This window comes from Streptosporangium sp. NBC_01810 (assembly GCF_035917355.1).
In the GTDB taxonomy this organism is placed as follows: Bacteria; Actinomycetota; Actinomycetes; order Streptosporangiales; family Streptosporangiaceae; genus Streptosporangium.
The window spans coordinates 5007617-5031327 of the sequence record NZ_CP109070.1; the positions used below are offsets into that span (position 1 = coordinate 5007617).

Below are 23711 nucleotides of genomic sequence, written 5' to 3' on the forward strand. Positions count from 1 at the left end.
CATGTATCGCGAGTGGGCCCCGGACTCCCGCATCGCCGCGCGGGTGGCCTGCGTGTGGATCAATGAGGCGACCACCGTCATGGCCACGGGCACGACCCAGCTGGTCGTACCCGACGGCTGTGTGGATCTGATCTGGGGTCCGGGGGGAGCACAGGTCGCGGGTCCCGACACCGGCCCGAAAACCGTCCGGATGTCGCCAGGCGACCGCTACATCGGGATCCGGTTCAGGCCGGGCGCGGCGGGCGGGGTGTTCGGCGTGCCGCTCGACAGCCTGCGTGACCTGCGGGTACCGCTGTCCGAGCTGGAACCGCTCAGGGAACTGTCCGAGCTGGCCCCTTGCACGGGGCGTCCGTCGGAGCCGGTCGCCGCCGTCGTACAACGGGCTCTGGCCGTACGACTGCGCGCGGCGTCCAGACCCGATCCCGCCGCGTCGGCGATCGCCGCGGCACTGCTGGCGGGGCGGAGTGTCAGGGAGGTGGCCTGGGATCTGGGGCTCGGTGAGCGGCAGCTTCTGCGCCGGTCCCTGCGGGCTTTCGGGTACGGCCCGAAGACGCTGCAGCGGGTGGTCAGGTTCCAGCGGGCACTGCGGCTGGCCAGGCGCGGCGTCGCGGCGGCCGAGGTCGCCGTGGCCAGCGGGTACGCCGACCAGGCCCATATGGCGAACGAGGTGCGGCGGCTGGCTGGGATGCCCTTGGGCCGGCTGATCGGACGGTCGGACGACGGGTACTAGGGGGATTCAGACGATCTCCATCGCCACCGCTCCGCCACTCACCCGGCTCCGGCCGTCAGCCGAGGCGATCGAGACCTTCAGTGTGCTGGGCCGCCCCATGGCCACTCCCTGGATGACCGTGAACTCCGAGGAGCCGGAGCCGATGGTGCGCAGGTAGCCACCGAAGGCGGCGGCCGCGGCCCCGGTGGCCGGGTCCTCCACGACGCCCCCGACAGGGAACGGGTTGCGGGTGTGGAACCGCTCGTCGTTCTCCTGCCAGAACAGGTTCACCGTCGTCCAGTCCTCGCGGATCATCAACGCCTTCAGCCGCTCGTAGTATCCGACCTCGGCGGCGACGGCGAGCATCTCCTGGTCGGAGAGCCCGGCCGCGTCGAGGACGATCCCGGCGGGGTTTCCCCCCTCGGGATCATGAGTGAAGGCCGTGTAGCGCAGGATTTCCACAGTGTTCGTCACACCTACCTACCCTAACCGCCTAACCCATCACAGTGGTGACAGGTTAGGCGGAGGCCGGAACGGGCTTCAGGGATGGTGGTTCCTCGGGAGCGTCAGGCGCTTTAAAGACGCGGCGCGCCCATGGCAGCGCGAGCACCAGGATCGGCAGGAGCACGATGGAGCCCTGGGACCAGAAGACATGCAGGCTCCGCCAGGTGGCGGAGTCGAACTGGGTCATGTAGAGGTAACCGAACGCCGCCCAGAAGGACACCCCGATGATGGCCGGCCAGGCAAAACGGGTCGGACGGGCGACCAGGAACGGCATGAACCACAGGAGGTACTGCGCGCCGAGCCTGGGAGTGGCGACCATGAAGGCGATCAGCAGCGCCGTGGTGAGGTCGACCGGGTCGGCGCGGCGCCACAGGAAGGCGGTCACCAGCAGGGTGACGTAGACCAGACGGGTGCCGAAGGTGGCGATCGCCTGGTTCAGATCGTTGACGCCGTGCATGAGGATGGCGCTGTAACCCCACTGGCCGACGATCGGGCGAACGTCCTGGATCACCCGAATGACCTCGGGGATCTGGCTCAGCGAGGTGCCGGCGAAGATCGGCAGGGTGACCAGGAAGAAGATCGGCGCGATGCCGGTGGCCACGAACGCCACGACGCGGGCGCGGAAGGTGGGCAGCAGCAGGAGCATGCCGGGGATGAGCCAGATCGGCCAGCTCTTGGCGCAGAGCGCCAGGCCCATCAGCAGCCCCGCGAACAGGGCACGACGCAGGGACTGCCGGTCGCCGGGGCGCGGGGTGAGCGCCCTCCGGACCACGCCGGTGGAACCGGTGGCGTGCCGTACGGCACCGGGCAGGCCGCGGAACGCGACGCTGCCCCGCACCAGCGCGACCACGTCGGTCCGGATACCGGGCCGGTCGGGGTCGCCGGGCCCCCGGGCGACGACGAAGGCGGCGACGCCGAAGACCAGGGCGACCGGCTCGACCTGGCCGTGCACAGAGGCGACCAGGATGGCCAGCGGGTTGCAGGCGTACTGGAAGGCGCGCAACGACGCCTTGGAGCCTCCGGCGAGCTTGCCGACCAGCGGGATCAGCGCGATGTCGGCGACCACGGTGACCAGGCGCCCGCCGATCTCCCAGGGGATGCCCAGCCAGAGCAGGAAGCCATAGACGTAGGGGATGGTCGGCAGGAAGTGCCAGCCGCCGTTGCTCCCCAGGACGGGATCCTCACGGTTCAGGACCGCCTCGCCGGCGGGTTTGAAGCTGTTCACGAAGTCGACCGGCTGCCAGGTGTCCATCGCCGAGGTGGTCATGATGAGCACCCTGAAGACGATTCCGACCCCCAGCACGGCCAGCAGTGAGGGCCGCCAGCCCTTCCACTGTGCGACCAGGGCGAGCACGACACCTGTGACGAGGATGAACCCCGTGAGAATTGCGTAGTCCATGACGGCCCCTAGCCTGCCGGACCCCACCCCCAACCAGCCACCCAGTCCCCAAAACGAGACCTCTCTGCCAGTTTTGGCGACCCTGGGGATCCAGGCCGTCACGACGAGCGACCACCGCGCGTCGCGAACCACTCCAGGCTTGAGAGGGTGTACCCGCCCCGTGAGACCGGACCCCCTGAGACCGACCCATGAGACCGGACCCCCCGAGACCGACCCATGAGACCGCCCCGTGAGACCTGCGGACGCGGAGGGGGAAACCTCGCCGGTGAACGAGGTGGACAGCTGGGTGTAGGACGACGGCGAGGACCCCCAGGTGCTGGGGTCGGTCCCGCCGGTTCCGGTCGCGCCGAGGAAGACGTAGCCGCCCCTGACCCAGGCCGACAGGGTGTAGGCCGAGGACGGTCTGACGCTGACCGTCTGCTGGCATCGGGCGGTGTCGTTCCCTGCCGGGGTGGCCTGTAGCGCTTTGGTCCCGCCGTGTACGGGCGAGGAGACGGTCGTCACGCCCGAGGAGGACGAGCAGGTCCAGCCGCTCAGCCCGTCCTCGAAGCCCGGGTTCGTCGCGATGTTGGCCGCGTGGGCCGGTGTCGTGGCGAGCATCGTCCCGCCGAGCGCCGGCACGGCGGCCACGGCGAGTTTCCTGAGGTGCATCCGATTACCCCGCAAGGATTTCCAGGAGGGTGTCGTGGGGGGTACGACCCGCGCCCCGGGTGGGGTACGGGCCGTACGGATCGCACGGCTTAGAAGCCGGCGGTGACGCGGGTGAAGTCCCAGTCGGACTGAGCGATGCCGCTGCAGTTGGAGACCACGCCGCCACCGGGCAGGGTCGGTCGCGGTTGACCGCCCAGTAGGCGAGGCGGGTCAGGCCCTTGGACTTGGCCCAGTCTCGGATCTGGGTCCAGGCCGCCACCGTGGTCAGCTCCTGCTGGTCGGACAGACCGTTCATGCCGGAGATGCCCATCCGGGCGTACGCCTGCGCGTCGGTCCAGCCGTTGGCCGCCTTCAGCGCGTTCTTCAGGCCCTCGGAGGCGTTGACGGTGTCGGTGTAGATGTTGGAGGCGCCGAAGTCGAACGGACAGGGAGATCGAGGAGTTGGTGGTGCCGGTGACCGACGGGGTACCGGGCGCGCCCGGGGTGCCGGGGTTGGTGCCGCCGCCGCAGGCCGCGCCGTTGAGCGTGCAGTTGGACGGGGTGGCGCCGCCGGGGCTGCCGTTGAAGCCGAAGCTCGCGGTTGCGCCGGGCGCCAGGGTGCCGTTCCAGCCGACGTTGGTGAAGGTGAAGCGCTGCCCGCTCCGGCTCATCGACGCGTCCCAGAAGGAACCGATGTTGGCCCCGGCGGGCAGGTCGAAGGCGACCGACCAGCCGTTGATCGTGGTGGTGCCACCATTGGTGATCGTGTACTTGCCCTCGAAACCGGCCCCCCAGTCGGAGACCTTGGTGAAGACAGCGGTGGGGGATGCGGCCTGGGCGGGTAGTGCGACCGTCATCGCCAGGACGCGGGCCGCCAGGGCGACGAGAGAACGAGCGATGGCGCGTAATTTCACGTTAACCTCATGCGTTCTGTGGGGGGGTGTGACCGTACGGCCCGCGCCACGCGGGGAGGTGCGCGGGCGCGAACGTGGGTGCGTGCCGTACGGCGAGATGGGCGCGGTCCCGCCGTGCTGAGGCCGTTCCGTTGATCAGCGTGGGACGCCGGGGAGCGCCGGGCTCACCGAGTCGTGGGTGCCACTGCCGTCGCACGCGCCGGGCATCGCCGACCGGCGGATGGGACCACGGCGACGGCGGCGCCGAGAGCGGTCGGGGCGGGAGCGCCAAGCATGGCCGGGACGGGAGCACCGGGCATGGCCGGGACGAGAACGCCAAGCATGGCCGGGACGGGAGCACCGGGCGCGGGCAGGGCGCGGCGGGGGTTTGCAACCGCAGTCAGGACGAGGAGGGGAAAGGTGCGCCGCATGATCGCTCCCATGGACGTGGAACCTGGGGGGCGAGGCGTCCGGACGGTCGGACCTTCGGTTGCGACGGCTCACGCCGCCGAGTTTTCGCAGCTCATGATCTGGTCACAGGGGGCGCACGAGCCAAGGGCACCCCCATTCGACACTTCTTTTAGGAAAGTTTCCTAAGAGTTGTCGTGATCGTAGCCTTGACATGGTCCTGCCACAAGACCCAAAAACATCGGCCGCCGCCCTATCGGGCAGGAACGGTCCAAAGCGCGCACAGGGCACGCGACGGAACACTCGGCGATCACCCCGGCAGCCGTTCCCCGGCACGGCTTCGGCGTCCGGCACGGCTTCGGCGTCCGGTACGGCGAGATGACCCCATCCGCTGACCATCGGACCTGCGGAATGGTAAGGAATCTCCTGGCGGTACGGTAGCGATGCATCCCATAACGCCCCCTGGAGCACCACCATGTTCTTCGGCATCACCGACATCTGGACCTATGTGGTCGGCGCCTTCTTCATCATCCTGCTGCCCGGCCCGAACTCGCTGTACGTACTCACCACCGCCGCCCAGCGTGGGATACGCCAGGGGTACCGAGGGGTCATGGGGGTGTTCCTCGGCGACACCGTCCTGATGGTGCTCGCCGCGGCGGGGGTCGCGTCGTTGCTGAAGTCGACGCCGATCCTGTTCAACGTCGTCAAGTACGCCGGGGCGGGTTACCTGGCGTGGATCGGGTTCCAGATGCTGCGGGGGGCCTGGCGTTCACGGCGCTCCCCCGAGAGCGCGCGGGCGATGCCCCCGGAATCGGAGCGGACCGCGGAGAGCCCCTTCCGCAAGGCCCTGGTGATCAGCCTGATGAACCCGAAGGCGATCCTGTTCTTCGTCTCGTTCTTCATCCAGTTCGTGGACCCCGCCTACGGCACCCCCGCGCTGTCGTTCCTGATCCTGGGCGGGATCTGCCAGCTGTTCAGCGTGCTCTACCTGTCTGCACTGATCTTCGGCGGGACGTTCCTGGCCGGCCAGTTCCGGTCCCGCCGCGGCATGTCGACGGCACTGCGGACGGGCGTGGGCGCGCTCTTCATCGGCTTCGGCGTGAGGCTGGCTACCGCGACCCTTGGTTGACCTTGATCGCGACGCTGACGAGTGAGAGGAACAGCTCGGCGTCGGCCCGGCCCTCGATGGTCATGGCCACCCACCCGGCGTCGGCGCCGGGGGTGACCCGGTGGCAGTCGGTGAGCACCCGGGCCCACCGGTCGATCACGTCGGTGGTGAGGAGCAACTCCGCGGTGTGATCGCCGGACATCCTGACGATCTCCCTGCCTCCGGACCGGAATCCCAGCCCCCTGCGGGTGCGTTTCAGCGCCAGGTCGGGCCAGCCGATGAGCTGGGCCGCCACATTCGCAACGCCCTCGGTGGAACGGCGGGACGCGCGCGTGCTGAGCACTGCCATGCTCTCATCGTCGCGGACCGGAGCCGATCGGGAAAGCTTCCGTTTCTCAACCGTTACCGGAAAAGTGATCCTCTTCATTAATTGTAATAATTCACACTTCCTTCATACCCGATTGAGCTGGTAAAAGGCGGTTTTCACGAGAAGGTGGGCCTCGCTCAGATACGGTGAGCAGCCGGTGAACAGCCGGAGACGGCAATCTCCGCGATCGCCCTCGACATTCCCGGCATGCGTACGTCGTGCCGGGGTAGGCGCGAACGTCCAGCGCCCACCACCGCACCAGCCGTGGAGCGTCATGAGCCATCAGCCCATCGTCCTCCCCCGCCTCGCCGCTCTGGCCAGACAGGCGGCGCCGAGGCTGCTGGAGGGCGTCGTCGCCCCCCTGGCCGTCTTCTACGCCGCGCTGGCCGTCCTCGGCCTGCGGGGTGCGCTGGTCGCCGCGGTCACCTGGGTGTACGCGGGAGTGGGGTGGCGGCTGGTCCGGCGGATTCCCGTGCCCGGGACGATGATCCTCGCCGTCATCGCGATCACCGTCCGGGCGCTGCTCGGGTTCTGGACCGGGAGCGCGGTGCTCTACTTCCTCCAGCCCGAACTGGGGACGATCTGCATCAGCATGGTCTTCCTCGCCTCGGTCCGGCTCAACCGCCCACTGGTGCAGCGGCTGACCCTCGACTACATCCACCTGCCGTCGGCTGTGCTGAAACACGAGCGGGTCCGCCGGTTCTTCGCCCGCATCACTTTGCTGTGGGCCTTCGTGCTGCTGGCCAACTCCGCGGTGAGCATCTGGCTCCTGCTCCACGAGCTCCACGAGTCGATCGGCACCTACCTGCTGGTCCGTACCTCGGCCGTGGCCGTGATCAGCGGCCTGGCCGTGGCCTTCTCGCTGTACGCCTTCCGCCGGGTGCTACGCCGCCTGCACTACGATCCCCTCGCCGTCCCGCCCGCCTAGGAACGCGCCGTCCCGGCAGCGGTCCCCCGACGAAAGTCGGAGATGAGGGGGGCCATTCGGATGATGTGACCGGCTCCGCCCGGTTCCTAGGGTCGATGTGACGGATTTCGTGGTGATCTCAGGGACATGACCGGAGACCTCGGGGGTTCTCCCGGATACCCGGGGATCACCGGGGTGTCAGCGTTCCGTGCGAGACATCCCCGCCCCCGACTGGAGCCCGGCGTGACACAGGCAATCCTTGACACTCTGCACGATGCGATGGCATCTCCCTGGATCTATCTGGCACTGTTCGCGCTGGCGTTACTCGACGGGTTCTTCCCCGTGGTGCCGGCGGAGACATCCGTGATCACCGCCGGGGTGTTCGCCGCCGCCACCGGCGCGCCCGACCTGCCGCTGGTCATCGCGGTGGCCGCGCTGGGCGCGTTCGCGGGCGACCACATCTCGTACGCCATCGGGCGCGGCGCCGGCAACCGGCTGCGCAACGGCAGGCGCAGCCGCAAGACGTTCGCCTGGGCGGAGCGGGCACTGGCGGAGCGGGGCGGCCTGATCCTCGTGGTGGCCCGCTACATTCCGGGTGGCCGGACCGCCTGCACCCTCACCATGGGCGCGGTCGCCTACCCTCGGCGCTCGTTCGCCCTCTTCGACGCGGTGGCCGCGCTGTCCTGGGCGCTCTACTCGGGACTGATCGGCTACGTGGGCGGCGTGGCCTTCGAGAACGACCCGTTCAAGGGCCTGCTGCTCGGTCTGGGAATCGCCGTGACGATCACCGCCGTGGTCGAGGCCGTCCGCTACCTGCGCCGGCATCGAGTCCCGGCGGAGCCGCAGGCGAGCCTGGTCACCTCCGGTGACTGACGGCGGACCGGGACGGCGAGGCTCGACCGGCGCGCGATGGTCACGCTCATGCGGCCGTCGGGGGTGTAGCAGAGCAGCCCCACCGCGTCGGTGCCGATGGGGTGCGAAACCCTGCCCACGGCGCTGACGATCCGCCACTCGACCAGGCGCCAGGCACCCACGAGATCCATGCCCGCGAAACTACGAAAAGAGAATCCGGCTAGGGGCGTCTCCGAACCTTGACCGGGCTTTTCCGGGCCGGAACGTCTGTTCCCCGCTGCGGGTTTCCCGGTCAACGTTCGGTATGGGGCCACTAGCAACAGCCCCGATGCGAATCCCGGGGAATTCCCTGCGAAGTCAGGGTAAACCCCGATGGCTCCGGTGTCTCCTTCCACGGGACGCTTCCAGTGTTCATCGCGAGACCCTAACCGGACGCCTCCCAGAGGCGATCCGGTCATCTCGCCGTGGCTTCATCTGGTTGGGAGGAGTGCGCATGACTGTGCTGGCGGCCGGCCTGGCGTTGCTGGGGTCACTGTTCTTCGCACTCGGCGCCGCGCTGCAGCAGTTCGAGGCGGCGAGCACGTCCCGTGCCGTGCTGAGGCAGCTTGTCCGACGCCCCAGATGGCTGCTCGGCGGCCTGGCCATCGCGGCGGGCACGGCCCTGCACGTCGTCGCGCTGAAGTACGGCCCGCTCACCGTGGTCCAGCCGATGGGCGTGGCCAGCCTCCTGTTCGCCCTGCCCTGTGCCGCCGCCCTGCAACGTCGCAGACCCCGGCCGGGCGAGCTGGCCTCCGCGGCGGTGATCGCGATCGGGCTGATCGGCCTGGTGCTGGTCGTGCCCGACCACGGCGGCGACCCACACCTTGGCAGCGGGGCGGCGGCGGCCCTGCTCGCGGGGGCGGCCGCCGCCGCCCTGGCGCTGTGGGCCGCGTCCAGATACGCCTCACCCGCCGCGAGAGCCTGCCTGCTCGCCATGGGCGCGGGCGTGCTGTACGGCGCGACCGCCACGCTCACCCGTGTCCTGGTCGACGGCGACGGGGAGTTCTGGTTCCTGCTCGCCGTCCCGATACCCGCCCTGATCGCACTGGCCCTGCTCCAGCGCGCCTACGCCGTCGGCCACTTCGGCGTCGCCTTCGCCGCCCTCCAGGTGTCCGACCCCCTCACCGCCGTCGTCTTCGGCGCCCTCCTGCTCGGTGAACCACTGCCGACCGGCGTGGCGGCGGTGCTCACCGCACTGGCGGCGGCGGCGCTCACCGCCGCCGGAACCGTCTCACTGGCCCGTACCACCCCGATGTCCCCATCGCACGACGCGATAGCACGATGAACGGAGTCTTGATGGCCATGCCGTCCGCCACCGCCCTGCCGATCCCCGCGCGGGCCCCCGCCATCCTTCCCACCCGGCCTCGCCGGGTGCTGATCGCCACCGACACCTACCCACCGGACGTGAACGGCGCCGCCTACTTCACCCACCGGCTGGCCCGGGGCCTGGCCGAGCGGGACAACGAGGTCCACGTGGTGTGCGCCTCGGATTTCGGGCCGGCCAGGACCGAGCAGGTGGAGGGGGTGACCGTGCACCGGCTGCGCTCGGCGCCGACGCTGGTCCACCCGACCATGCGGCTCGCGGTGCCGACCCGGCTGGACCGGCTCATCAGCGAGATCTCCCCTGACGTGGTCCACACGCAGGGGCACTTCATCGTCGGCCGCGCGGCGATCTCCGCCTCCCGGCGTGCCGGCATCCCCGTCGTGGCGACCAACCATTTCATGCCGGACAATCTCTTCCAGTTCGCGCACATCCCCGAACGGCTCCGCACCAAAGCGGGCGCGCTGGCCTGGAAGGACTTCAACCGGGTCTTCTCCCGGGCGGACCATGTCACCACGCCCACCGGCATCGCGGCGGGACTGCTCACCGCGAAGGGCTTCGGCCCGCCGGTGGAGCCCGTCTCCTGCGGCATCGACCTGGCGAGGTTCCAGCCGCGTGCCGAGCCGAAGGCGTGGGCGCGCGGGGCTTTCGGCCTGCCCGATCGGGACACGATCCTGTTCGTCGGCCGGTTGGACGAGGAGAAGCGGCTGGACGAGCTCATCCGCGCCCTGCCGCACGTGCTCAACGGCGCCGACGCGCAGATCGCACTGGTCGGTACCGGTGGGCAGCAGGCCTCGCTCGCCAGGCTGGCCGACCGGATCGGGGTCGGCGACCGGGTGACCTTCCTCGGGTTCGTACCGGACGAGGCTCTGCCCCAGGCGTACGCCGCCGCCGACGTCTTCGCCATGCCGGGCGTCGCGGAGCTGCAGAGCATCGCCACGCTGGAGGCCATGGCCACCGGCCTGCCGGTCGTCGCCGCCGATGCGATGGCCCTGCCGCACCTGGTACGGCCCGGCGAGAACGGCGGCCTGTTCTCACCGGGCGATGTCCAGGAGCTGGCACGGCACCTGACCACGCTGCTCGCCTCCCCCGGACTGCGCGCCTCGATGGGCGCCGCGAGCCGTGCCATCGCGCTGACCCACGACCACCATGCCTCCCTGGCCAGGTTCGAGGCGATCTACCGGGAGGCGGCGCGGTGACCCCTCGAAACGAACTCCGGGGCGGGGCGCCGGGAGCCTGGGCGACGAACTCCGCGGTGATCTACCAGGACATGGCGCGGTGAACTCCGGGGCTGAGCACCGGAGGCGATCCAATGAACTCCGAGACGATTTATCGGGAGGCGGGGCGATGAACTCCACAGCGACTCACCGTGAGGCGGCGCGATGAACGAGAACCCGTCGTCCCGGCTGCCGGGCGTGGCCGGTCCGTTGCTCGCCCTGGCCGCGATGGGCTACGCGCACATGGTCTCGGCAGGCGCGGTGAACCCGACGAAGAGCCTGGTCAGCGAGTACGCACTGCGCGGCGACAGCGCCTGGGTGATGGCCGGCGGCACGATCGCCCTGGCCATGGGCTGCCTCTGGGTCGCCTACCTGCTGGCCCGGGTGGACCCGGTGCGCGGCGCCGCGGCGCGCGCACTGTTCGTCGCCTCGGCACTGGGACTCCTGCTCACCGCCACGTTCCCCACCGACGCGGCGCCCGGTGTCACCTCGATCGGCGGGGAGATCCACCGCTGGTCGGCTGCCGTGGTCTTCACCGCGCTCCCCTGCGCGGGGTGGATGCTCGGCCGCCGGTCCGGGAGCCGGGCACTGGCGGGGGCCGCTGTCGCCTCCGTGGTGCTGCTGGCCTGGTTCCTGGCCGCCCACCCGGGCTCGCTGATCTCGGATCTGATCGGCGGCCCCGACCACTACGGCCTGGCGCAGCGCCTGCTGCTGCTCGCCGAGATGACGCTGGTCTTCCTCGCCGCCCTGCGATCAGGACACCGGGAGGGCGACGGCGTGACCGGTCGCCTCGACCACCGGAAGCCGGGGAACGACCGGGGTGTGACGGTTCCCATCCAGCCCGGCCCGGACGATGCCAGGCGCCCTCACCAGCCGATAGGCCTCGGCTGACGACAAATCCCCTCCCTCCGATCGCTCACGAGCGAGCAAATGAGACGTGTCGCACGTACCCGGCAAGGTCTTACCTACGCTAACGTAGGTTACGGTTGCGTAGTCTTTGAGGGAGAGGCCTGATGCGAAAGTTCAGTGAGACCGAGCTGCTGCTCGAGCTTGAGCCCGTCGTCGCGGGGGAGCTGGACCGGCACCACAAGGTGGCCAAGGAGTGGTTCCCGCACGAGTACGTGCCCTGGTCGGAAGGCCGGAACTACGACGGCCTCTTCGACGGGGACGCCTGGGACGAGTCAGACACCAAGATCCCCGAAGAGGCTCGCGTCTCCCTCATCGTCAACCTGCTGACCGAGGACAACCTCCCCAGCTACCACCATGAGATCGCCACGACCCTGGGCCGCGACGCGGCATGGGGCACCTGGGTCCACCGCTGGACCGCCGAGGAGGGCCGCCACGGCACCGCCATCCGCGACTACCTGACGGTCACCCGCGCGGTCGACCCGGTCGCGCTGGAGCGGGCCCGGATGGTGCACATGAGCGAGGGCTTCAGCAACTCCTACGAGGGCGTGCTCGCCTCGGTCGCCTACGTCTCCTTCCAGGAACTGGCCACCCGCATCTCGCACCGCAACACCGGCAAGGCCTCCGAGGACCCGAACTGCGAGCGCCTGCTCGCCAGGATCGCCGCCGACGAGAACCTGCACATGCTCTTCTACCGGAACCTGCTCAACGCGGCCTTCCAGCTCGCCCCGGACCAGACCATGCGCGCCGTGACCGACGTCGTCACCACCTTCCAGATGCCCGGCACCGGCATCGATGGCTTCACCCGCAAGGCCATGACCATCGCCAACGCCGGAATCTACGACCTGCGCCTGCACATGGACGACGTCCTGCAGCCGGTCCTGCGCCAGTGGGACGTCTTCAACATGAAGGAGTTCGGCCCCGAGGGTGAGAAGGCCCGCGAGGAGCTCTCCGAATTCCTCGACCGCCTGGAGACCACCGCCTCCCGCTTCGTCGAGCGCCGCGAGGCCCGCCGCGCCCGCCAGGCCGCCGGCCTCTGACACCGTCCCGCCCAGAGGGACCGCCACGCGGCGGTCCCTCTCCCCCACTGTGCTCCGCGTCAGAGTCGCAGCCGCCAGAGCGCACTGACCGGCAACGCCTTCAACCTGGGACCGAAACTCAGGGACTGATCGCCGGTGTAGAGGACGACCCCCGCCGCGAACGCGTCGCCCGTCTGGCGTTCCAGCAGACGAAGGCCGCGAAAATCGCCACTCCTGACCGTGGCGCTCGCCTTGACCTCGACACCGGCGACGCGTCCGTCGGCTGTCTCAAGCACAGCGTCGACCTCCACCTGGTCCTTGGTGCGGTAATGAAAGAGCCGGACTTCTTCTTCCGCCCAACTGAGCTGCCGCGCCAACTCCATCAGGACGAAGCCCTCCAGGAGCGGTCCGAAGAGATCCCCCCCGGATGCCAGCCTGTTCTCGTCCAGCCCGAGAAGATACGTGGCGATCCCCGAGTCGGCACACGCGACTTTCGGAGTCCCGATCGTTCTGGTCGCCAGGCTGCTCGACCACGCGGGAACCCGCTTGATGAGGAAGATCTCTTCACAGAGATCCAAATATCGTTGTGCCGTTTTGGCCGAGACACTCAGGTCTGAAGCCAGATTCGCTGTTACCAGCAACTGCCCTGTCCGGGCCGCCACGAGCTGGAGCAGCCGACGTAGATCGACAGGATTTGAGATATCGGACAGATCCCGGATGTCTCGCTCGATCAACGTATTGACGTATGAAGCGAGAAAACGGCGTCTGCGCCGGGGGTCGGGGCGAGCGACCGCCTCAGGAAACCCGCCTCTAGCGATGCGCAGGGCCAAGGCGCGCCGGCTTTCACCGGGCAGGCGCGGAAGCGGGCCGTCCGCCAGATGAAAGACAGAATCCACGAAATCGTCTGCTCCGCCATCGATCTCTCCCTGTGAGAAGGGCCAGAGTTCGATCGTCTCCATCTGCCCGGGCAGTGCGTCGGGGAGAGATTTCAAACCGAGCACCCTCGCCGACCCGGTCAGCAGGAACCGGCCCGGGCGGGAGTCGGTATCCACCTGATACTTGATGGAGCTCAGAAGTTCCGGCGCGTGCTGCATCTCGTCGATGACGAGCAGACCTGAATGCTCTACGAATGTGTTCGGATCTTCCTGCGCGGCGGTGAGGTTCTCCGGACGGTCCAGGCTCCGAGTGAACGAACTCTCCCTAGAGCCCGCGATGAGAGCGGCCAGCGTGCTCTTTCCCGACTGCCGCGCTCCGTTGATCAGCACTACTCGGGTGTCGGCGAGCGCCTCACGAACCAGGCGCTCGGCATTACGACTGACCACCCTTCCGAGTGGCGTGACCAGCTCAGACATGCTCCAATCGTGCCACCATGATGACTGATCAGACGAGCATTTCATGTCCGATCAGCCGCATGATCCGCGTCCCATTGAACACACAAGTCACATCCGATCAGCCACACAACCAACGCCCCACCAAACGCACAAGTCACATCCGATCAGCCACACAACTCACATTCCATTGAACACACAAGTCACATCCGATCAGCCACACAATCCACGTCCTGCTGAACGCACAAGTCGTGTCCATTTGGACGTGTTTTCCCTAGCGTGAGGACAGGGGCGATCGCCGTCCATCCCAGACCCTCGCAGCAGGTGGAGAGCCCATGCCGTAGCAGCTTGGGTTTGCCCTGTTTCGTGGTGACACGCCGATTAAGGTCCTACCTTGGCCGGCGCGATCGCTTCAGACTCTGCGGGTGGCTGAACGGGTTCACGTACGTGAGATCGATGACGATGAAGGCAACCGGCTGCTGCGGATCGTACGGTGGGCCGGCCGGGCGGCGACTGGAGATGGTGATCGCGCCGGCCTGGCAGGCGGCGTCGGCGGTGTCGGGTGGGGTGCTGCCGGCGCCGGGCCAGCCTTAGCGTACTGATGATCAAAGGTCAACGTTACGCAGAACGCGCCTGTCACTGCAGGTCATAGGCATGATCGCGTGTCACGTCGAGCTTTCAGGTTCAGCAATCCTCTGCCAACAACCCCTAAAAGATCTTGGCTCACAGGCCTTGACTACAGCCCCGTAGCGGACAAACACTCTTCCCAAGAGTTTCAGATCTGCCGATGTGCCGGATTCGGGCAACCGAAATAACGGCCAGGAGGTCTTGGCATGGGTACGAGTCACACCAATGACTACTTACGGGTTCCCGGCTCGTCCGAGACGGTGCTGCTCTCCCCCCAGTGAGCAGCAAATCATTTTCACTCTCGTTTCTCACGAAGATTAGATTCGCCTGCGCTTTTAAATGCAGCGCAGCGCGTGTTGCGATGGTCGCCCCCTGGCTTTTTCCCCGCTGCCCATAGGAGCCGACGTCCAACAACAACACCCCTCACCACAGGAGATGCGCAAAGATGAGCTCTCAGAGCGAGTTGAACTCAAATGACGCCCTACTCAACAGCGGAGCAGTCCGCCGCCGCCTCCTGACCGGCGTCGGCGCTGCGGGAGTAGCCGCTGTCGCCAGCCAACTCGTCACCCCCGACGCGTCGGCAGCCGCGGCGTCGTCGTCCAGACGCACCGATCTCTTCTACTACTGGAAGTCCCAGCAACGTTCCCTCGGCTACTCCCAGGGCGTCCAGGTGGACAACACTCTGTGGCTATCGGGTACGGCGGCCCTCGACACGGATTTCAACCCTGTATCCCCCGGCGACCTGGCCGCTCAGATGCAATTCATCTACCAGCGCATCAAGGAGAGCCTGGCCAAATACTCCCTCGATTTTCGCCATGTCGTGCGCGAGAACATGTACGTAACCGATACATCCGCCTTGATCAACGCCTTGCCGTATCGCAAGAGCATCTACGCTAACGGGCCGTTCCCGACCTCGACGACAATCCAGGTGAGCCAGCTACTTCTTCCCGGACTCATGATTGAGATCGAGGTGACCGCTTGCCGGGCACTGCCTTGAAGCCCGGCACGAACCCGAACTACTGAGCCGATCATAAGTTCTGGGACTTTTGAGAAGATCGGAAGGCGCGTCGGCCCTGCTGGAGTGGCAGGCGGACCACCTGGACCTCCGGAAAATCTCAATATTTATGATCGCCTCAGTAGGCATGCCTCAGGCGGCTGGAGCCAGTTCGCGAGGCTGTGAGCGTTGGGTGGCGGGCCTCAGGGTTCGGAGGAAGATCAGGATGAGCACGGCCGCCAGGCCGGTGGTGATCGGCGGGACCAGGAAGGCCAGGGCCTCGCCGAAGCGGTCCACGAGCTGACCGGCCACGGCGGCGCCGGTCGCGATGCCCAGTCCGATCGCACCGGTGAGCCAGGTGAACGCCTCGGTCCTGACCTCGCTGGGCACCAGGGCCTCGACCAGCGTGTAGCCGGTGATCACGGCGGGGGCGATGACGAACCCGGCCAGAGCGGCTCCGCCATACAGCATGGGGATGGAAGTGGCGAGCGTCAGGACGGCCGTGGCTGCGGAGAGCAGTCCGACGCCCGCCACGAGACGGATCGGGGCAACCGCCCGCCAGCGGACGACGCCGTAGAGGATGCCGCCGACGAAGCTGGCCCCCGAGAAGGTCGCGTAGATCGGCCCTGCCGCTCCGGCCTGGCCGAGTGCGGCGGTGTAGGAGGTGACGCCGACCTGGAGACTACCGAAGACGGTGCCGATGGCGACGAAGGCACCCGCGAGCACGGCCACCCCCCGCAGCCGGAGCACTCCGCGCTGGGCACGGACCCGGACCGGCATCGGCTCGGGAGCGCCCTTGCCGACCAGGGCGAACAGCAACGTCCCGGTCACGATCATGACCAGCGCCAGCAGCAACGCCCAGACCGGTGAGAACCCGGTCGAGATGGCCACCAGCAGCACCGGGGCGAGGGTGAAGGTCAGCTCATCGGTGATGGACTCCAGGGCGAAGGCCGCATCGAGCCTGCCGGAGCCGCCGAGCATGTGCGCCCAGCGGGCCCGGACCATCGAACCGATCTGCGGCACCGAGGCACCGACCAGTGCCGCGACGACCACCAGCGCCAGGGCCGGAGCATGGGTGGAGGCGAGCAGGAGCAGCGTGCCCAGCGCGGCGGCATGCAGGCCGACCTGCGGGAACAGCACCTTCGCTTGACCGTACCTGTCGGCCAGCCGCCCGGTCTGCGGACCGGCCAGCGCCGCCGCCACTGCGGCGGCGGCAGCGGCGACACCCGCCACGCCGTACGAGCCGGTGGACCACTGCACGAGCAGCAGGATGCCGAGCTGGAGCATCGCGTACGGCAGGCGCGCGAGGAACGCGGGAACGAGGAAGCGCCACGCTCCGGGGGAGCCGAGCACGGCAAGGTACGACTTCAACAGATCTCCGTCCAACATCCAGACGGAAACCCCGCCCGGCTCGGGAGCCCACCGGGGGTGGTGGGCTTCGACCGGGGTGATACCGCTTTCGCGGCCGCCGAGCGGTCATTGCATGCGTCCTGTGGAACGCAACAATCACCTAGCCTATGCCACGGACCGGCCCTCCTCCTTCGCACCCCGGCCAGATGAGCGCGGACATCGAGCGCACCAGCGACATGCGGAGACTCCTCGCGCTCCTCGCGGCGCAGACCGGAGGGCTACTCAACCTCAGTCGGCTCGGGTCCGAACTGAGCATCTCCACACCTACTGTCCGCAACTACGTGGAGATCGGGGTAAGGAGCCGTTTCAACCGGGGTGCCAGCGGACGTTCGACCGCGATGTTGATGGCGTAGGCCGCCAGACACATCAGCACCAGCATCCCGACCAGCAGCACATGCCGCTGCACGATGTCACCGAGCCGGTCGAAGATAATGAAGCCGACGTGCGCGTGGATCAGGTACAGCGGGTAGGTCAGGGCTCCGGCGATGGCGAACCAGGGGCGGCCGAGCCGCTGGGTGACGCGGAGCGAGACGAGGAACATCACGATGAAGATCGCGACGATGACGGCCACCACGACGGCACTCTCGATCTCGGTGTGGTAGCGGGTGCCCACCTTGCCGGCGAACTCGATGCCCCGGTAGACGGCGTTGCCGAAGGAGATCAGGACGATCGCGCTGAGCTGCCAGGACGGGCCGAACCGGTAGACCATGCACAAGGCCATACCCGCGATGAAGTAGTGCGAGAACTGCGACTGCACCACCAGGTCGGCCAGTGAGTGGACCGAGGCGGGCAGCAGTCCGCTCTGCAGCAGGAAGGTCAACGCCAGCCAGCCCCACAGCACCCCGATGACCCGGCCTCGGGTGATGCCGATCCAGGCGAGCACGAAGATGAGCGCGTAGAACCTGATCTCGGCCCACAGCGTCCAGTAGACGACGTCGACGTTGGGGATGTCGGGCAACGAGTTGAACATCGTCAGGTTGGCGAGGTACTGCACGAGCGTGACGGGGTACTTGCCCATACCCAGCGTGACCGAGACCAGCGCGGTGATCGTGACCGCGACCCAGAAGGCCGGATAGAGCCGGACGATCCGCGAGACCAGGAAGGCTCCCGGCCGACGATCCCAGGCACTGAGCAGCACGACAAAACCGCTGATCATGAAGAACATGTCCACGCCCAGGTAACCGAACCTGGCGATCTCACCCGCGACGGGGAATTCGACCTTGCTCATGCCACCCGCGTACGCGGAGAAGACGTAGTGGTACACCACCACCGAGACGGCCGCGGTGATACGGAGTGCGTCGATTTCGTAGAGCCGGTCACGCCGCGGGGTGCGATGCCGCTCGGTCTCCGAAACCGGGCCGGAGGAACTGTCACTCTCCGCAGCCGCGCTTCGAAAGGGGGGATGATCCACTTTACCTCGGTCGCTAAACGTTAACTCCCCGTACAGGTAATCGAAGGGCAACCCCGGACCCGACACCGCCTGGACAGTTCCCCCACGCCTACCGATATCAATGAAACACTTTGCCATATCCGCCAGGGATGCGCCGACAATCGGCAGCTTTCAAGGATTTAGTCACCATTAATGGCAATTATCGGGTAGACACAAAACCTGGAACTAGATCATTGTTCGAGGGCGCCACGATCCCTGCCCCGCACGCCGGTTGATCATTCTCAATATTCGGATATCCGTTATATGCAGATGACAGGACCGAAAAAAACCGAAAGGTTATGGTCCATCCGGTGAACCGGCCTGGCCTCGATGCCCTCCCGCGCAAGCCGGCTGTTCGACTTCATGGCCACCGACATCACAGGTGGGTCCGATTCTGTCGGTCCCGCCTGCCACTCTTTCGCCAATCGATTTCTCGCCGTCAGGCAACACAAGGAGGTGTTCGCGGTGAGCACGAGTCTTTCGGCACGTCTTCTGGACGCGCTCGGCGATGACAGGAAGCACACGGCGCTGGTGGTGCAGGCCAGGTATCAGCCGGTCGGCGGTGCGGGCAACATCGTGATGCCCCGCATACAGCTCGGACCGCTCCGACTCTCCGACCTTCCGCTCCAATCCGGCCTCATTGCGGGACCCCGTCGCGGTACACGCCGTACCCGACAACCGCGCTCCAGTCCGGCCCCAGGGCCGGTCCTCCGGGCCAGCCTTGTTGCGGCTCAGAGGCCCCATCACGGTCTCGAGACCGGTCTCATTCATGCATTTTGAACGGTCTCGCCGCTCTTGAGTCCGGAGATGAACACGCTCCACTGACTCGGCCGGAAGATCAACGTGGGTCCTTGGGGGTGCTTGCTGTCACGCACGGCTACATATTCGCCGAGAAAAGCGACCTGAACGCATTGACCGTTCGAGCCGCTGAGGCTGCTGGTCCGCCACTCGACACGGGAAAGATCAAGTTCCTTGTTCACTCCCGCACCTCCTCTCAGTTCACGTCTGCGAGCGCACGAGCCAGGAGGTCGCGGCTCTCATCTGGGGTGGCTGCTATGGCCTGGAGGTGCTTGAACATCAGATTATATCGTCTTATGTCTTTCTCGCTGTCCAAAAAGAGGTCTGTTGTGCTCGCCTCGATATAGATGACATCATGCACGTCCTGAGCAAACCGAAGGATGACGAATGATCCATGCATCCCCGGATGAACACCGACTCCGAACGGGATCACCTGCAACGTCACATGGGATTGTTCGCTCTCGTTGAGCAAGCGCTGCAGTTGCTCACGCATAATCTCGGGGCTACCGACACGACGGCACAGCACCGCTTCATCGATGATCGCCTCAATGGTCGGCAACGGATCGCGCTTGGCCTGGCGAGCCATGCGGGCCGCCACCCGGCTTTCGACCTCTGCTGCCGGTAATTCCGGAGCGCCAGCTGGGATCGCCGTCCGTGCGTACGCCTCGGTTTGCAGCAGGCCCGGGACGAACGACGATTCGTAGTTGAGCACCCCTGCCGCCTCCCTCTCGAACCCGATATAGGTGGCGTACTGATCGGGCAGATTCTCCGAGGCGACTCGCAGCCAGTGCTCCTCCTTGGCCAGCTTCAAGATCGCGATCAGGTCGTTTTGGTGATCCTCCGGCACGCCATACACGTTGAGCAGCGCACGTAGCGTCCGCACCTGAGGTTTCGCCTGGGCCATCTCGATGCGGTACAGGGTGGCACGGTTGATCTCAGTGGCGTCGGCTACTTGCTCGCGGGACAAGCCTGAGCGCTCTCTGAGTTGTCGTAGTTCCATTGCGAGCCGTCGCAGGCGAGCGGTTGGAGTCTGTCGCCGTTGAGTCATGCGGCAAAGAGTAGCGGGATCGTCGCGGTCGGTGTCTACGCAACATGTTGCGTACGCTCCGTAACTTATGCATCATTTTGTGTTACCAACACGCCGCACCCCTTCACGGTAGGCAACCGAATCGATACAGATGGTCAAAGGGATCAAGCTCTCGCCATCTGAGCTCCAGACGAGGCGATCGATCAAACGTCTCGCTACCTCCCCGCTCGGGCCGACCGAGCCGACGAAGGGCAGGATCGGTGACAACACCGGATACGGAACAGCAGTTCATTCACCTGATGGAGTTGGGCTGGGAATTGAACGAGCTTGGGTTCGACTCCGTGGTCCGGCTCTCTCACGGTCGGGAGCCGAGCATGGAGATCTTCTTGTCGCCGGATCGCAGGCTCGCGGCCAGGCAGCACGGCCCCACCTCAGCCTTCACCCGGATCCGAAGCCGCCATCGGGGTGCTCGGACCAGGGCATGGGCCAGGGGAGTCTTCAAGCAGATCGTGCAGGTAGCGCGATGAGCACGCTCGGGCTGCTCGGGCAGATCGAGCTTCCCGCGTAGGTCGCCGCCGTCCCGCAAGCTCGCAGCTACGTCCGTGACCTGCTCGACGGTGTGGGCCACCCGTACGCCGACGACGCGCTGCTCCTGCTCACCGAGCTGGTCACCAACTCGGTGCGTCACTCCGACTCAGGCCGTACCCCCGACGGCCGGATCACCGTAGCCGTCGCCCATCACAATGGAACGCTCCACATCGACGTCATCGACGCCGGATCCAGCACCGGACAGCGCCCCCGGGTCTGCCCGGACACCGACCTCGACAGCGGCGGCGGACGCGATGTGGATCGCGCTGCTGTATGGACTCCTGCGATAGCGACGGGAGGTGGTCTGCGCGCCACCTCACCCACGATGCCCGCCGAGGATGATCTTCCGCATCCCGATCTCATTCAGGTAGCCCCATCCCGGTCTTCAGGACCGGTCTCATTGCGGCCGTGCCGAAGAACTCGTCGGCCTCTTGGCGCATGAGTTCATGGTTCACGCGCGGGAGCCGACGGTGGCGGGCGACCAACTCCTCCGCGGTCAGGCGCCGTCGGCGAGGCAGTGGCCGGAGCTCGGCGGCCTCGGTGTCGTCGCGAGTGATCGTGTCCCGGGGGCCTGGGTCGACACCCCCGTACGGCGCGGGACGGGACGGTATCTCGGCATCCCCGCCGTCAGGTCCCCCGGAACGCCCCTGTCGGGTCACGTACGCGCCGTGCGGATCCGGGAGTACGCGGGCGGCTGCCGGGGCACCGCGTCCAGGTCGTGCCGGGCGAACGGCAGAGCCCAGCGGCCGAAGACGACCTTCCCCCTGGCCGGTGACCGGTAGTGGCCCCACTCATCGGTGCAGACGCCGACGAGCAGCAGGCCCCGGCCGCTCTCGTCGTCCTCTCCGGCCTCGGCGAGCCGGGGTTCGCCGTCGCAACTGTCCCAGACCTCCGCGAACAGGCCCACGGTGGTGAGGCGGAGGCGCAGCACGATCGGGTACGGTTCGTCGGCCTGCGAGCAGGCGCAGGCGGCCAGGGGATGCGGGCAGGCGTAGCCGTCCGGGGCATGCGGGACGGCGGTGGCCTTGATGGCGTTGGTGGTCATCTCCGAGACGACCAGGACGCAGACATCGGAAAGCTCCCGCAGACCCCACCTGCGCAGCTGCGTGCGGGTGAAGTCGCGGGCCTGGGAGGCCGCGGCCGGCTGCGCCGCCAGTCGCAGCTCGGCCGCGTCCAGGGACAGGTCATCGGGGGCGCCCAGATCAGGGTGAAACGGTGAGTACATCGGTCCCGGCCGTTCGACGGGGAGCACGGTCATGAGATGGCTCCAGAGAGGTTCAACGGAGATTCGGTCACGCGTCCCCGGCGCAGATAGGGACGCCCCGCCCGAGCTGTGAGATCACGCGAATCCAACGGCTCCGGCGTTGTCTCAACCCTCCTGCGCGGAGCGTGCCGGAAACAGGCGACGAGACCACGTCTGTTCGTCACTGTCGGAGCTCAAGTCACTCCGTACAGCGAGGGCGTTGCAAGGATCGGCGATCTGGCCGCTGATTTCTGCACTCTGCCGTCACCGAACGTGATCGACCAGTAACGTTCGGCCCGAAGAATCGCCACCGGAGGACCCGCCGGGAGGGGCCGAGCCGATGCCACGTGCACCGCGCAGCGTCAAGCAGCAGATGGACATCTTCAGCGCTGAGCTCCGTGAGCGTGGTTGCACGTGGGCCGAGGTCGCAGCTGAATTCCAGCGGCGTTGGCACCTGAACTCCCGCCAGGGCTTCCGGGAGGCGCATCGACTCACACAAGCCAAGGTCTGCCATCTATGGAACGAGTACTGGCCGAACGAGCCACTGACGACCCGCAAGCTCGGGTCGTGGGAGGCCTGGCCCGGCCCCACCGGCAACGAGCCGCCGATCGCCGGTCTGAACCGGCTGGCCCGTATCTATCAATGCCGCACCGCCGACCTGGTCGACGGTGAAGACCACCGCGATGCCGACGAGCACAACGCCCCGGCCACCCGACTCCGGGGGCGGGAACTGGTGGCCGCGGGAGCCGCGGGCAGCCTCTGCCGCGAAGATATCCAGGGGGTGCTGGCGGCCCTGCCCGCCGGACCCGCGCCCGCCGGACCCGCGCCGGTCGGGACGAGCCGCGAGGAGGAGTACGACGCCCTCGTACGGGCTCTCGCCCAGTGGGCGGCGTCCATGAATCGGCGCGACGTGCTGGCCCTGGTCAGGGCCGCGGCGGCCGCGGCGGCGGCCTCTCCGCTGCTGGACCGGCTGAACGACGACGAGCTCGACCGGCTCGCCCTGATCGCCGCCGAGCCGTCCCGGGTGGACGAGGCGACGGTCGACCACATCGACGCGGTGTTGCACCACTGCATGCGCCAGGAGGACCGCCTCGGCCCCCAGTCGGTGCTGGGGACCGTGCTGGCCCAGCAGCACCTGGTGCGGTCGCTGATCCCGGCCGCGTCGACGGACGAGGTGCGCGAGCGGTTGCTGTACCTGCTGGCCAACATCTGCCGGTTCACCGCCTGGGTACTGTTCAATCTCAACGACTTCAACGGGGCGAACTACTACTACGAGCAGGCCAAGTCTGCCGCGCACCGGGCCGACAACGACGCGATGAACAGCTTCGTCCTGGCCAACTGGTCGCAGCTGGCCACCTGGCAGGGCGATCCCCGCCAGGGTGTCGAGCACGCTCTGGGCGCGCTGGCCTGGGGGCAGCGGGCCGGTAGCAAACTGCTGGTGTCGTACGCGTGTGACGTGGGTGCTCGCGCCTACTCGGCGGTGTTGCGCCGCTCGGCCAAGACCGATCGTCACAAGGACCACGCCCGGTGCATGAGGAGCCTGGACCAGGCCCTTCGCGAGCTCGGCCACGCGGGTGAGGGGGATGTGGGGAGCAAGCTGCTCTACTTCTACGGCGACGGGCAGCATCTGTCGACCAAGACCAAGTGTCTGCTGGACATGGGCGACGCCCAGACCGCGGTCGAGATGGCCGCCCGGTCCCTGACCCAGATCGACCCGGCGTTCGTCCGTAACCTGGCGTTCAGCCGCCTGGACCTGGCGCGCGGGTACCTGCGGCTGCGCGCCATCGACGAGGCGTGCGAGCAGATCGGCGAGGCCGCCCGCCTCACCTGCCGGAACACCTCGCCGCGGCTGGCCCGCTCGGTGGTGGAGGTCCGCGAGACGCTGAATCCGTGGGCGAGGACCCGCCAGGTCGCCGCCCTGGACGAGAAGCTGCACGCCCTCCAGCTCATCGCCTGACGAACCGGCTGACGAACCGGCTGTCCAACGG

Annotated in this window: 24 protein-coding genes; 12 read left to right on the forward strand and 12 right to left on the reverse strand. The window is 67.5% G+C overall.

What is annotated here, in order from left to right; genetic code table 11:
• Position 1 precedes the first annotated feature (1 nt).
• Positions 2 to 730, forward strand: coding sequence for a DUF6597 domain-containing transcriptional factor (locus OIE13_RS21820; RefSeq protein WP_326636890.1), 729 nt, complete (start codon positions 2 to 4; stop codon positions 728 to 730).
• Positions 731 to 736: 6 nt separating this feature from the next.
• Here the strand turns inward: OIE13_RS21820 and OIE13_RS21825 are convergent, their stop codons facing one another.
• The 3 genes from OIE13_RS21825 to OIE13_RS21835 all read right to left on the reverse strand — a co-directional run bounded on the left by OIE13_RS21825 (position 737) and on the right by OIE13_RS21835 (position 4156).
• Positions 737 to 1183, reverse strand: coding sequence for a PhzF family phenazine biosynthesis protein (locus tag OIE13_RS21825; protein ID WP_326636888.1), 447 nt, complete (start codon positions 1181 to 1183; stop codon positions 737 to 739).
• A gap of 43 nt (positions 1184 to 1226) precedes the next feature.
• Complete coding sequence (locus tag OIE13_RS21830) at positions 1227 to 3242, reverse strand: carbohydrate binding domain-containing protein (protein WP_326636886.1); 2016 nt, start codon at positions 3240 to 3242, stop codon at positions 1227 to 1229.
• A 110-nt stretch (positions 3243 to 3352) separates the two neighbouring features.
• Positions 3353 to 4156, reverse strand: a complete 804-nt coding sequence (locus OIE13_RS21835) for a cellulose binding domain-containing protein (protein ID WP_326636884.1) — start codon at positions 4154 to 4156, stop codon at positions 3353 to 3355.
• A gap of 862 nt (positions 4157 to 5018) precedes the next feature.
• On the opposite strand from OIE13_RS21835, the gene leuE reads away from it, so the two are divergent.
• The gene (leuE, locus tag OIE13_RS21840; protein ID WP_326636882.1) at positions 5019 to 5672 is read left to right on the forward strand and encodes a leucine efflux protein LeuE; all 654 of its coding nucleotides are present in this window, start codon (positions 5019 to 5021) and stop codon (positions 5670 to 5672) included.
• On the opposite strand, the gene OIE13_RS21845 is transcribed toward leuE, so the two are convergent.
• Positions 5653 to 6000 carry a luciferase domain-containing protein gene (locus OIE13_RS21845; protein WP_326636880.1) on the reverse strand — a complete coding sequence of 116 codons (348 nt, stop codon included), beginning with the start codon at positions 5998 to 6000 and terminating at the stop codon, positions 5653 to 5655. The two genes, leuE and OIE13_RS21845, sit on opposite strands and share 20 nt — an antisense overlap.
• Positions 6001 to 6292: 292 nt before the next feature.
• Here OIE13_RS21845 and OIE13_RS21850 point away from each other — a divergent pair, with 292 nt between their 5' ends.
• Positions 6293 to 6946 carry a VC0807 family protein gene (locus OIE13_RS21850; protein ID WP_326636878.1) on the forward strand — a complete coding sequence of 218 codons (654 nt, stop codon included), beginning with the start codon at positions 6293 to 6295 and terminating at the stop codon, positions 6944 to 6946.
• Positions 6947 to 7168: 222 nt separating this feature from the next.
• Positions 7169 to 7798, forward strand: a complete 630-nt coding sequence (locus tag OIE13_RS21855; RefSeq protein WP_326636876.1) for a DedA family protein — start codon at positions 7169 to 7171, stop codon at positions 7796 to 7798.
• On the opposite strand, the gene OIE13_RS21860 is transcribed toward OIE13_RS21855, so the two are convergent.
• On the reverse strand, positions 7735 to 7968 hold the full coding sequence (locus tag OIE13_RS21860) for a lipocalin-like domain-containing protein (protein WP_326636875.1): 234 nt from the start codon (positions 7966 to 7968) through the stop codon (positions 7735 to 7737). The two genes, OIE13_RS21855 and OIE13_RS21860, sit on opposite strands and share 64 nt — an antisense overlap.
• Positions 7969 to 8270: 302 nt before the next feature.
• Between OIE13_RS21860 and OIE13_RS21865 the strand changes: the two genes are divergently transcribed.
• The 4 genes from OIE13_RS21865 to OIE13_RS21880 all read left to right on the forward strand — a co-directional run bounded on the left by OIE13_RS21865 (position 8271) and on the right by OIE13_RS21880 (position 12300).
• The gene (locus tag OIE13_RS21865; RefSeq protein WP_326636873.1) at positions 8271 to 9101 is read left to right on the forward strand and encodes a DMT family transporter; all 831 of its coding nucleotides are present in this window, start codon (positions 8271 to 8273) and stop codon (positions 9099 to 9101) included.
• Between the two features lie 11 nt (positions 9102 to 9112).
• Entirely contained in the window at positions 9113 to 10336 is a 1224-nt protein-coding gene (locus tag OIE13_RS21870) for a glycosyltransferase (RefSeq protein WP_442811524.1), read from the forward strand.
• 183 nt (positions 10337 to 10519) lie between these two features.
• A complete protein-coding gene (locus OIE13_RS21875) occupies positions 10520 to 11245 on the forward strand; it encodes a DUF998 domain-containing protein (RefSeq protein ID WP_326636871.1) in 726 nt (241 codons plus the stop codon).
• 122 nt (positions 11246 to 11367) lie between these two features.
• Positions 11368 to 12300, forward strand: a complete 933-nt coding sequence (locus tag OIE13_RS21880; RefSeq protein WP_326636869.1) for an acyl-ACP desaturase — start codon at positions 11368 to 11370, stop codon at positions 12298 to 12300.
• Positions 12301 to 12359: 59 nt separating this feature from the next.
• Here OIE13_RS21880 and OIE13_RS21885 read toward each other — a convergent pair whose 3' ends face one another.
• Positions 12360 to 13631: an ATP-binding protein gene (locus OIE13_RS21885; RefSeq protein WP_326636868.1), complete on the reverse strand. Its 1272-nt coding sequence runs from the start codon at positions 13629 to 13631 to the stop codon at positions 12360 to 12362.
• A gap of 1048 nt (positions 13632 to 14679) precedes the next feature.
• On the opposite strand from OIE13_RS21885, the gene OIE13_RS21890 reads away from it, so the two are divergent.
• Positions 14680 to 15231, forward strand: a complete 552-nt coding sequence (locus OIE13_RS21890) for a RidA family protein (RefSeq protein ID WP_326636865.1) — start codon at positions 14680 to 14682, stop codon at positions 15229 to 15231.
• A gap of 150 nt (positions 15232 to 15381) precedes the next feature.
• Here the strand turns inward: OIE13_RS21890 and OIE13_RS21895 are convergent, their stop codons facing one another.
• Positions 15382 to 16599, reverse strand: coding sequence for an MFS transporter (locus tag OIE13_RS21895; protein ID WP_326828633.1), 1218 nt, complete (start codon positions 16597 to 16599; stop codon positions 15382 to 15384).
• A 215-nt stretch (positions 16600 to 16814) separates the two neighbouring features.
• Between OIE13_RS21895 and OIE13_RS36780 the strand changes: the two genes are divergently transcribed.
• Complete coding sequence (locus OIE13_RS36780; protein ID WP_442816074.1) at positions 16815 to 16991, forward strand: hypothetical protein; 177 nt, start codon at positions 16815 to 16817, stop codon at positions 16989 to 16991.
• Here OIE13_RS36780 and OIE13_RS21900 read toward each other — a convergent pair.
• The 4 genes from OIE13_RS21900 to OIE13_RS21915 form a co-directional block, all read right to left on the reverse strand.
• Complete coding sequence (locus OIE13_RS21900; protein ID WP_326828634.1) at positions 16916 to 18049, reverse strand: acyltransferase family protein; 1134 nt, start codon at positions 18047 to 18049, stop codon at positions 16916 to 16918. The genes OIE13_RS36780 and OIE13_RS21900 overlap by 76 nt on opposite strands.
• Positions 18050 to 18834: 785 nt before the next feature.
• Positions 18835 to 19047: a DUF397 domain-containing protein gene (locus OIE13_RS21905; protein WP_326828635.1), complete on the reverse strand. Its 213-nt coding sequence runs from the start codon at positions 19045 to 19047 to the stop codon at positions 18835 to 18837.
• Between the two features lie 14 nt (positions 19048 to 19061).
• Positions 19062 to 19913 carry a helix-turn-helix domain-containing protein gene (locus OIE13_RS21910; RefSeq protein ID WP_326828636.1) on the reverse strand — a complete coding sequence of 284 codons (852 nt, stop codon included), beginning with the start codon at positions 19911 to 19913 and terminating at the stop codon, positions 19062 to 19064.
• A 334-nt stretch (positions 19914 to 20247) separates the two neighbouring features.
• On the reverse strand, positions 20248 to 20580 hold the full coding sequence (locus tag OIE13_RS21915) for a hypothetical protein (RefSeq protein WP_326830338.1): 333 nt from the start codon (positions 20578 to 20580) through the stop codon (positions 20248 to 20250).
• Between OIE13_RS21915 and OIE13_RS21920 the strand changes: the two genes are divergently transcribed.
• Positions 20512 to 20922: an ATP-binding protein gene (locus OIE13_RS21920; RefSeq protein WP_326828637.1), complete on the forward strand. Its 411-nt coding sequence runs from the start codon at positions 20512 to 20514 to the stop codon at positions 20920 to 20922. The two genes, OIE13_RS21915 and OIE13_RS21920, sit on opposite strands and share 69 nt — an antisense overlap.
• A 213-nt stretch (positions 20923 to 21135) precedes the next feature.
• On the opposite strand, the gene OIE13_RS21925 is transcribed toward OIE13_RS21920, so the two are convergent.
• Positions 21136 to 21738 carry an ATP-binding protein gene (locus tag OIE13_RS21925; RefSeq protein WP_326636849.1) on the reverse strand — a complete coding sequence of 201 codons (603 nt, stop codon included), beginning with the start codon at positions 21736 to 21738 and terminating at the stop codon, positions 21136 to 21138.
• Between the two features lie 325 nt (positions 21739 to 22063).
• On the opposite strand from OIE13_RS21925, the gene OIE13_RS21930 reads away from it, so the two are divergent.
• Positions 22064 to 23680, forward strand: coding sequence for a hypothetical protein (locus OIE13_RS21930; protein WP_326636848.1), 1617 nt, complete (start codon positions 22064 to 22066; stop codon positions 23678 to 23680).
• Positions 23681 to 23711: the final 31 nt, after the last annotated feature.

What these genes read in the sequence shown, in the direction of transcription:
- OIE13_RS21820 (WP_326636890.1), top strand. Translation starts at nt 2, where the DNA reads ATGTATCGCGAGTGGGCCCCGGACTCCCGCATCGCCGCGCGGGTGGCC.
- leuE (WP_326636882.1), top strand. Translation starts at nt 5,019, where the DNA reads ATGTTCTTCGGCATCACCGACATCTGGACCTATGTGGTCGGCGCCTTC.
- OIE13_RS21845 (WP_326636880.1), bottom strand. Translation starts at nt 6,000, where the DNA reads ATGGCAGTGCTCAGCACGCGCGCGTCCCGCCGTTCCACCGAGGGCGTT.
- OIE13_RS21850 (WP_326636878.1), top strand. Translation starts at nt 6,293, where the DNA reads ATGAGCCATCAGCCCATCGTCCTCCCCCGCCTCGCCGCTCTGGCCAGA.
- OIE13_RS21860 (WP_326636875.1), bottom strand. Translation starts at nt 7,968, where the DNA reads ATGGATCTCGTGGGTGCCTGGCGCCTGGTCGAGTGGCGGATCGTCAGC.
- OIE13_RS21865 (WP_326636873.1), top strand. Translation starts at nt 8,271, where the DNA reads ATGACTGTGCTGGCGGCCGGCCTGGCGTTGCTGGGGTCACTGTTCTTC.
- OIE13_RS21870 (WP_442811524.1), top strand. Translation starts at nt 9,113, where the DNA reads ATGGCCATGCCGTCCGCCACCGCCCTGCCGATCCCCGCGCGGGCCCCC.
- OIE13_RS21875 (WP_326636871.1), top strand. Translation starts at nt 10,520, where the DNA reads ATGAACGAGAACCCGTCGTCCCGGCTGCCGGGCGTGGCCGGTCCGTTG.
- OIE13_RS21880 (WP_326636869.1), top strand. Translation starts at nt 11,368, where the DNA reads ATGCGAAAGTTCAGTGAGACCGAGCTGCTGCTCGAGCTTGAGCCCGTC.
- OIE13_RS21885 (WP_326636868.1), bottom strand. Translation starts at nt 13,631, where the DNA reads ATGTCTGAGCTGGTCACGCCACTCGGAAGGGTGGTCAGTCGTAATGCC.
- OIE13_RS21890 (WP_326636865.1), top strand. Translation starts at nt 14,680, where the DNA reads ATGAGCTCTCAGAGCGAGTTGAACTCAAATGACGCCCTACTCAACAGC.
- OIE13_RS36780 (WP_442816074.1), top strand. Translation starts at nt 16,815, where the DNA reads ATGCGGAGACTCCTCGCGCTCCTCGCGGCGCAGACCGGAGGGCTACTC.
- OIE13_RS21910 (WP_326828636.1), bottom strand. Translation starts at nt 19,913, where the DNA reads ATGACTCAACGGCGACAGACTCCAACCGCTCGCCTGCGACGGCTCGCA.
- OIE13_RS21925 (WP_326636849.1), bottom strand. Translation starts at nt 21,738, where the DNA reads ATGACCGTGCTCCCCGTCGAACGGCCGGGACCGATGTACTCACCGTTT.
- OIE13_RS21930 (WP_326636848.1), top strand. Translation starts at nt 22,064, where the DNA reads ATGCCACGTGCACCGCGCAGCGTCAAGCAGCAGATGGACATCTTCAGC.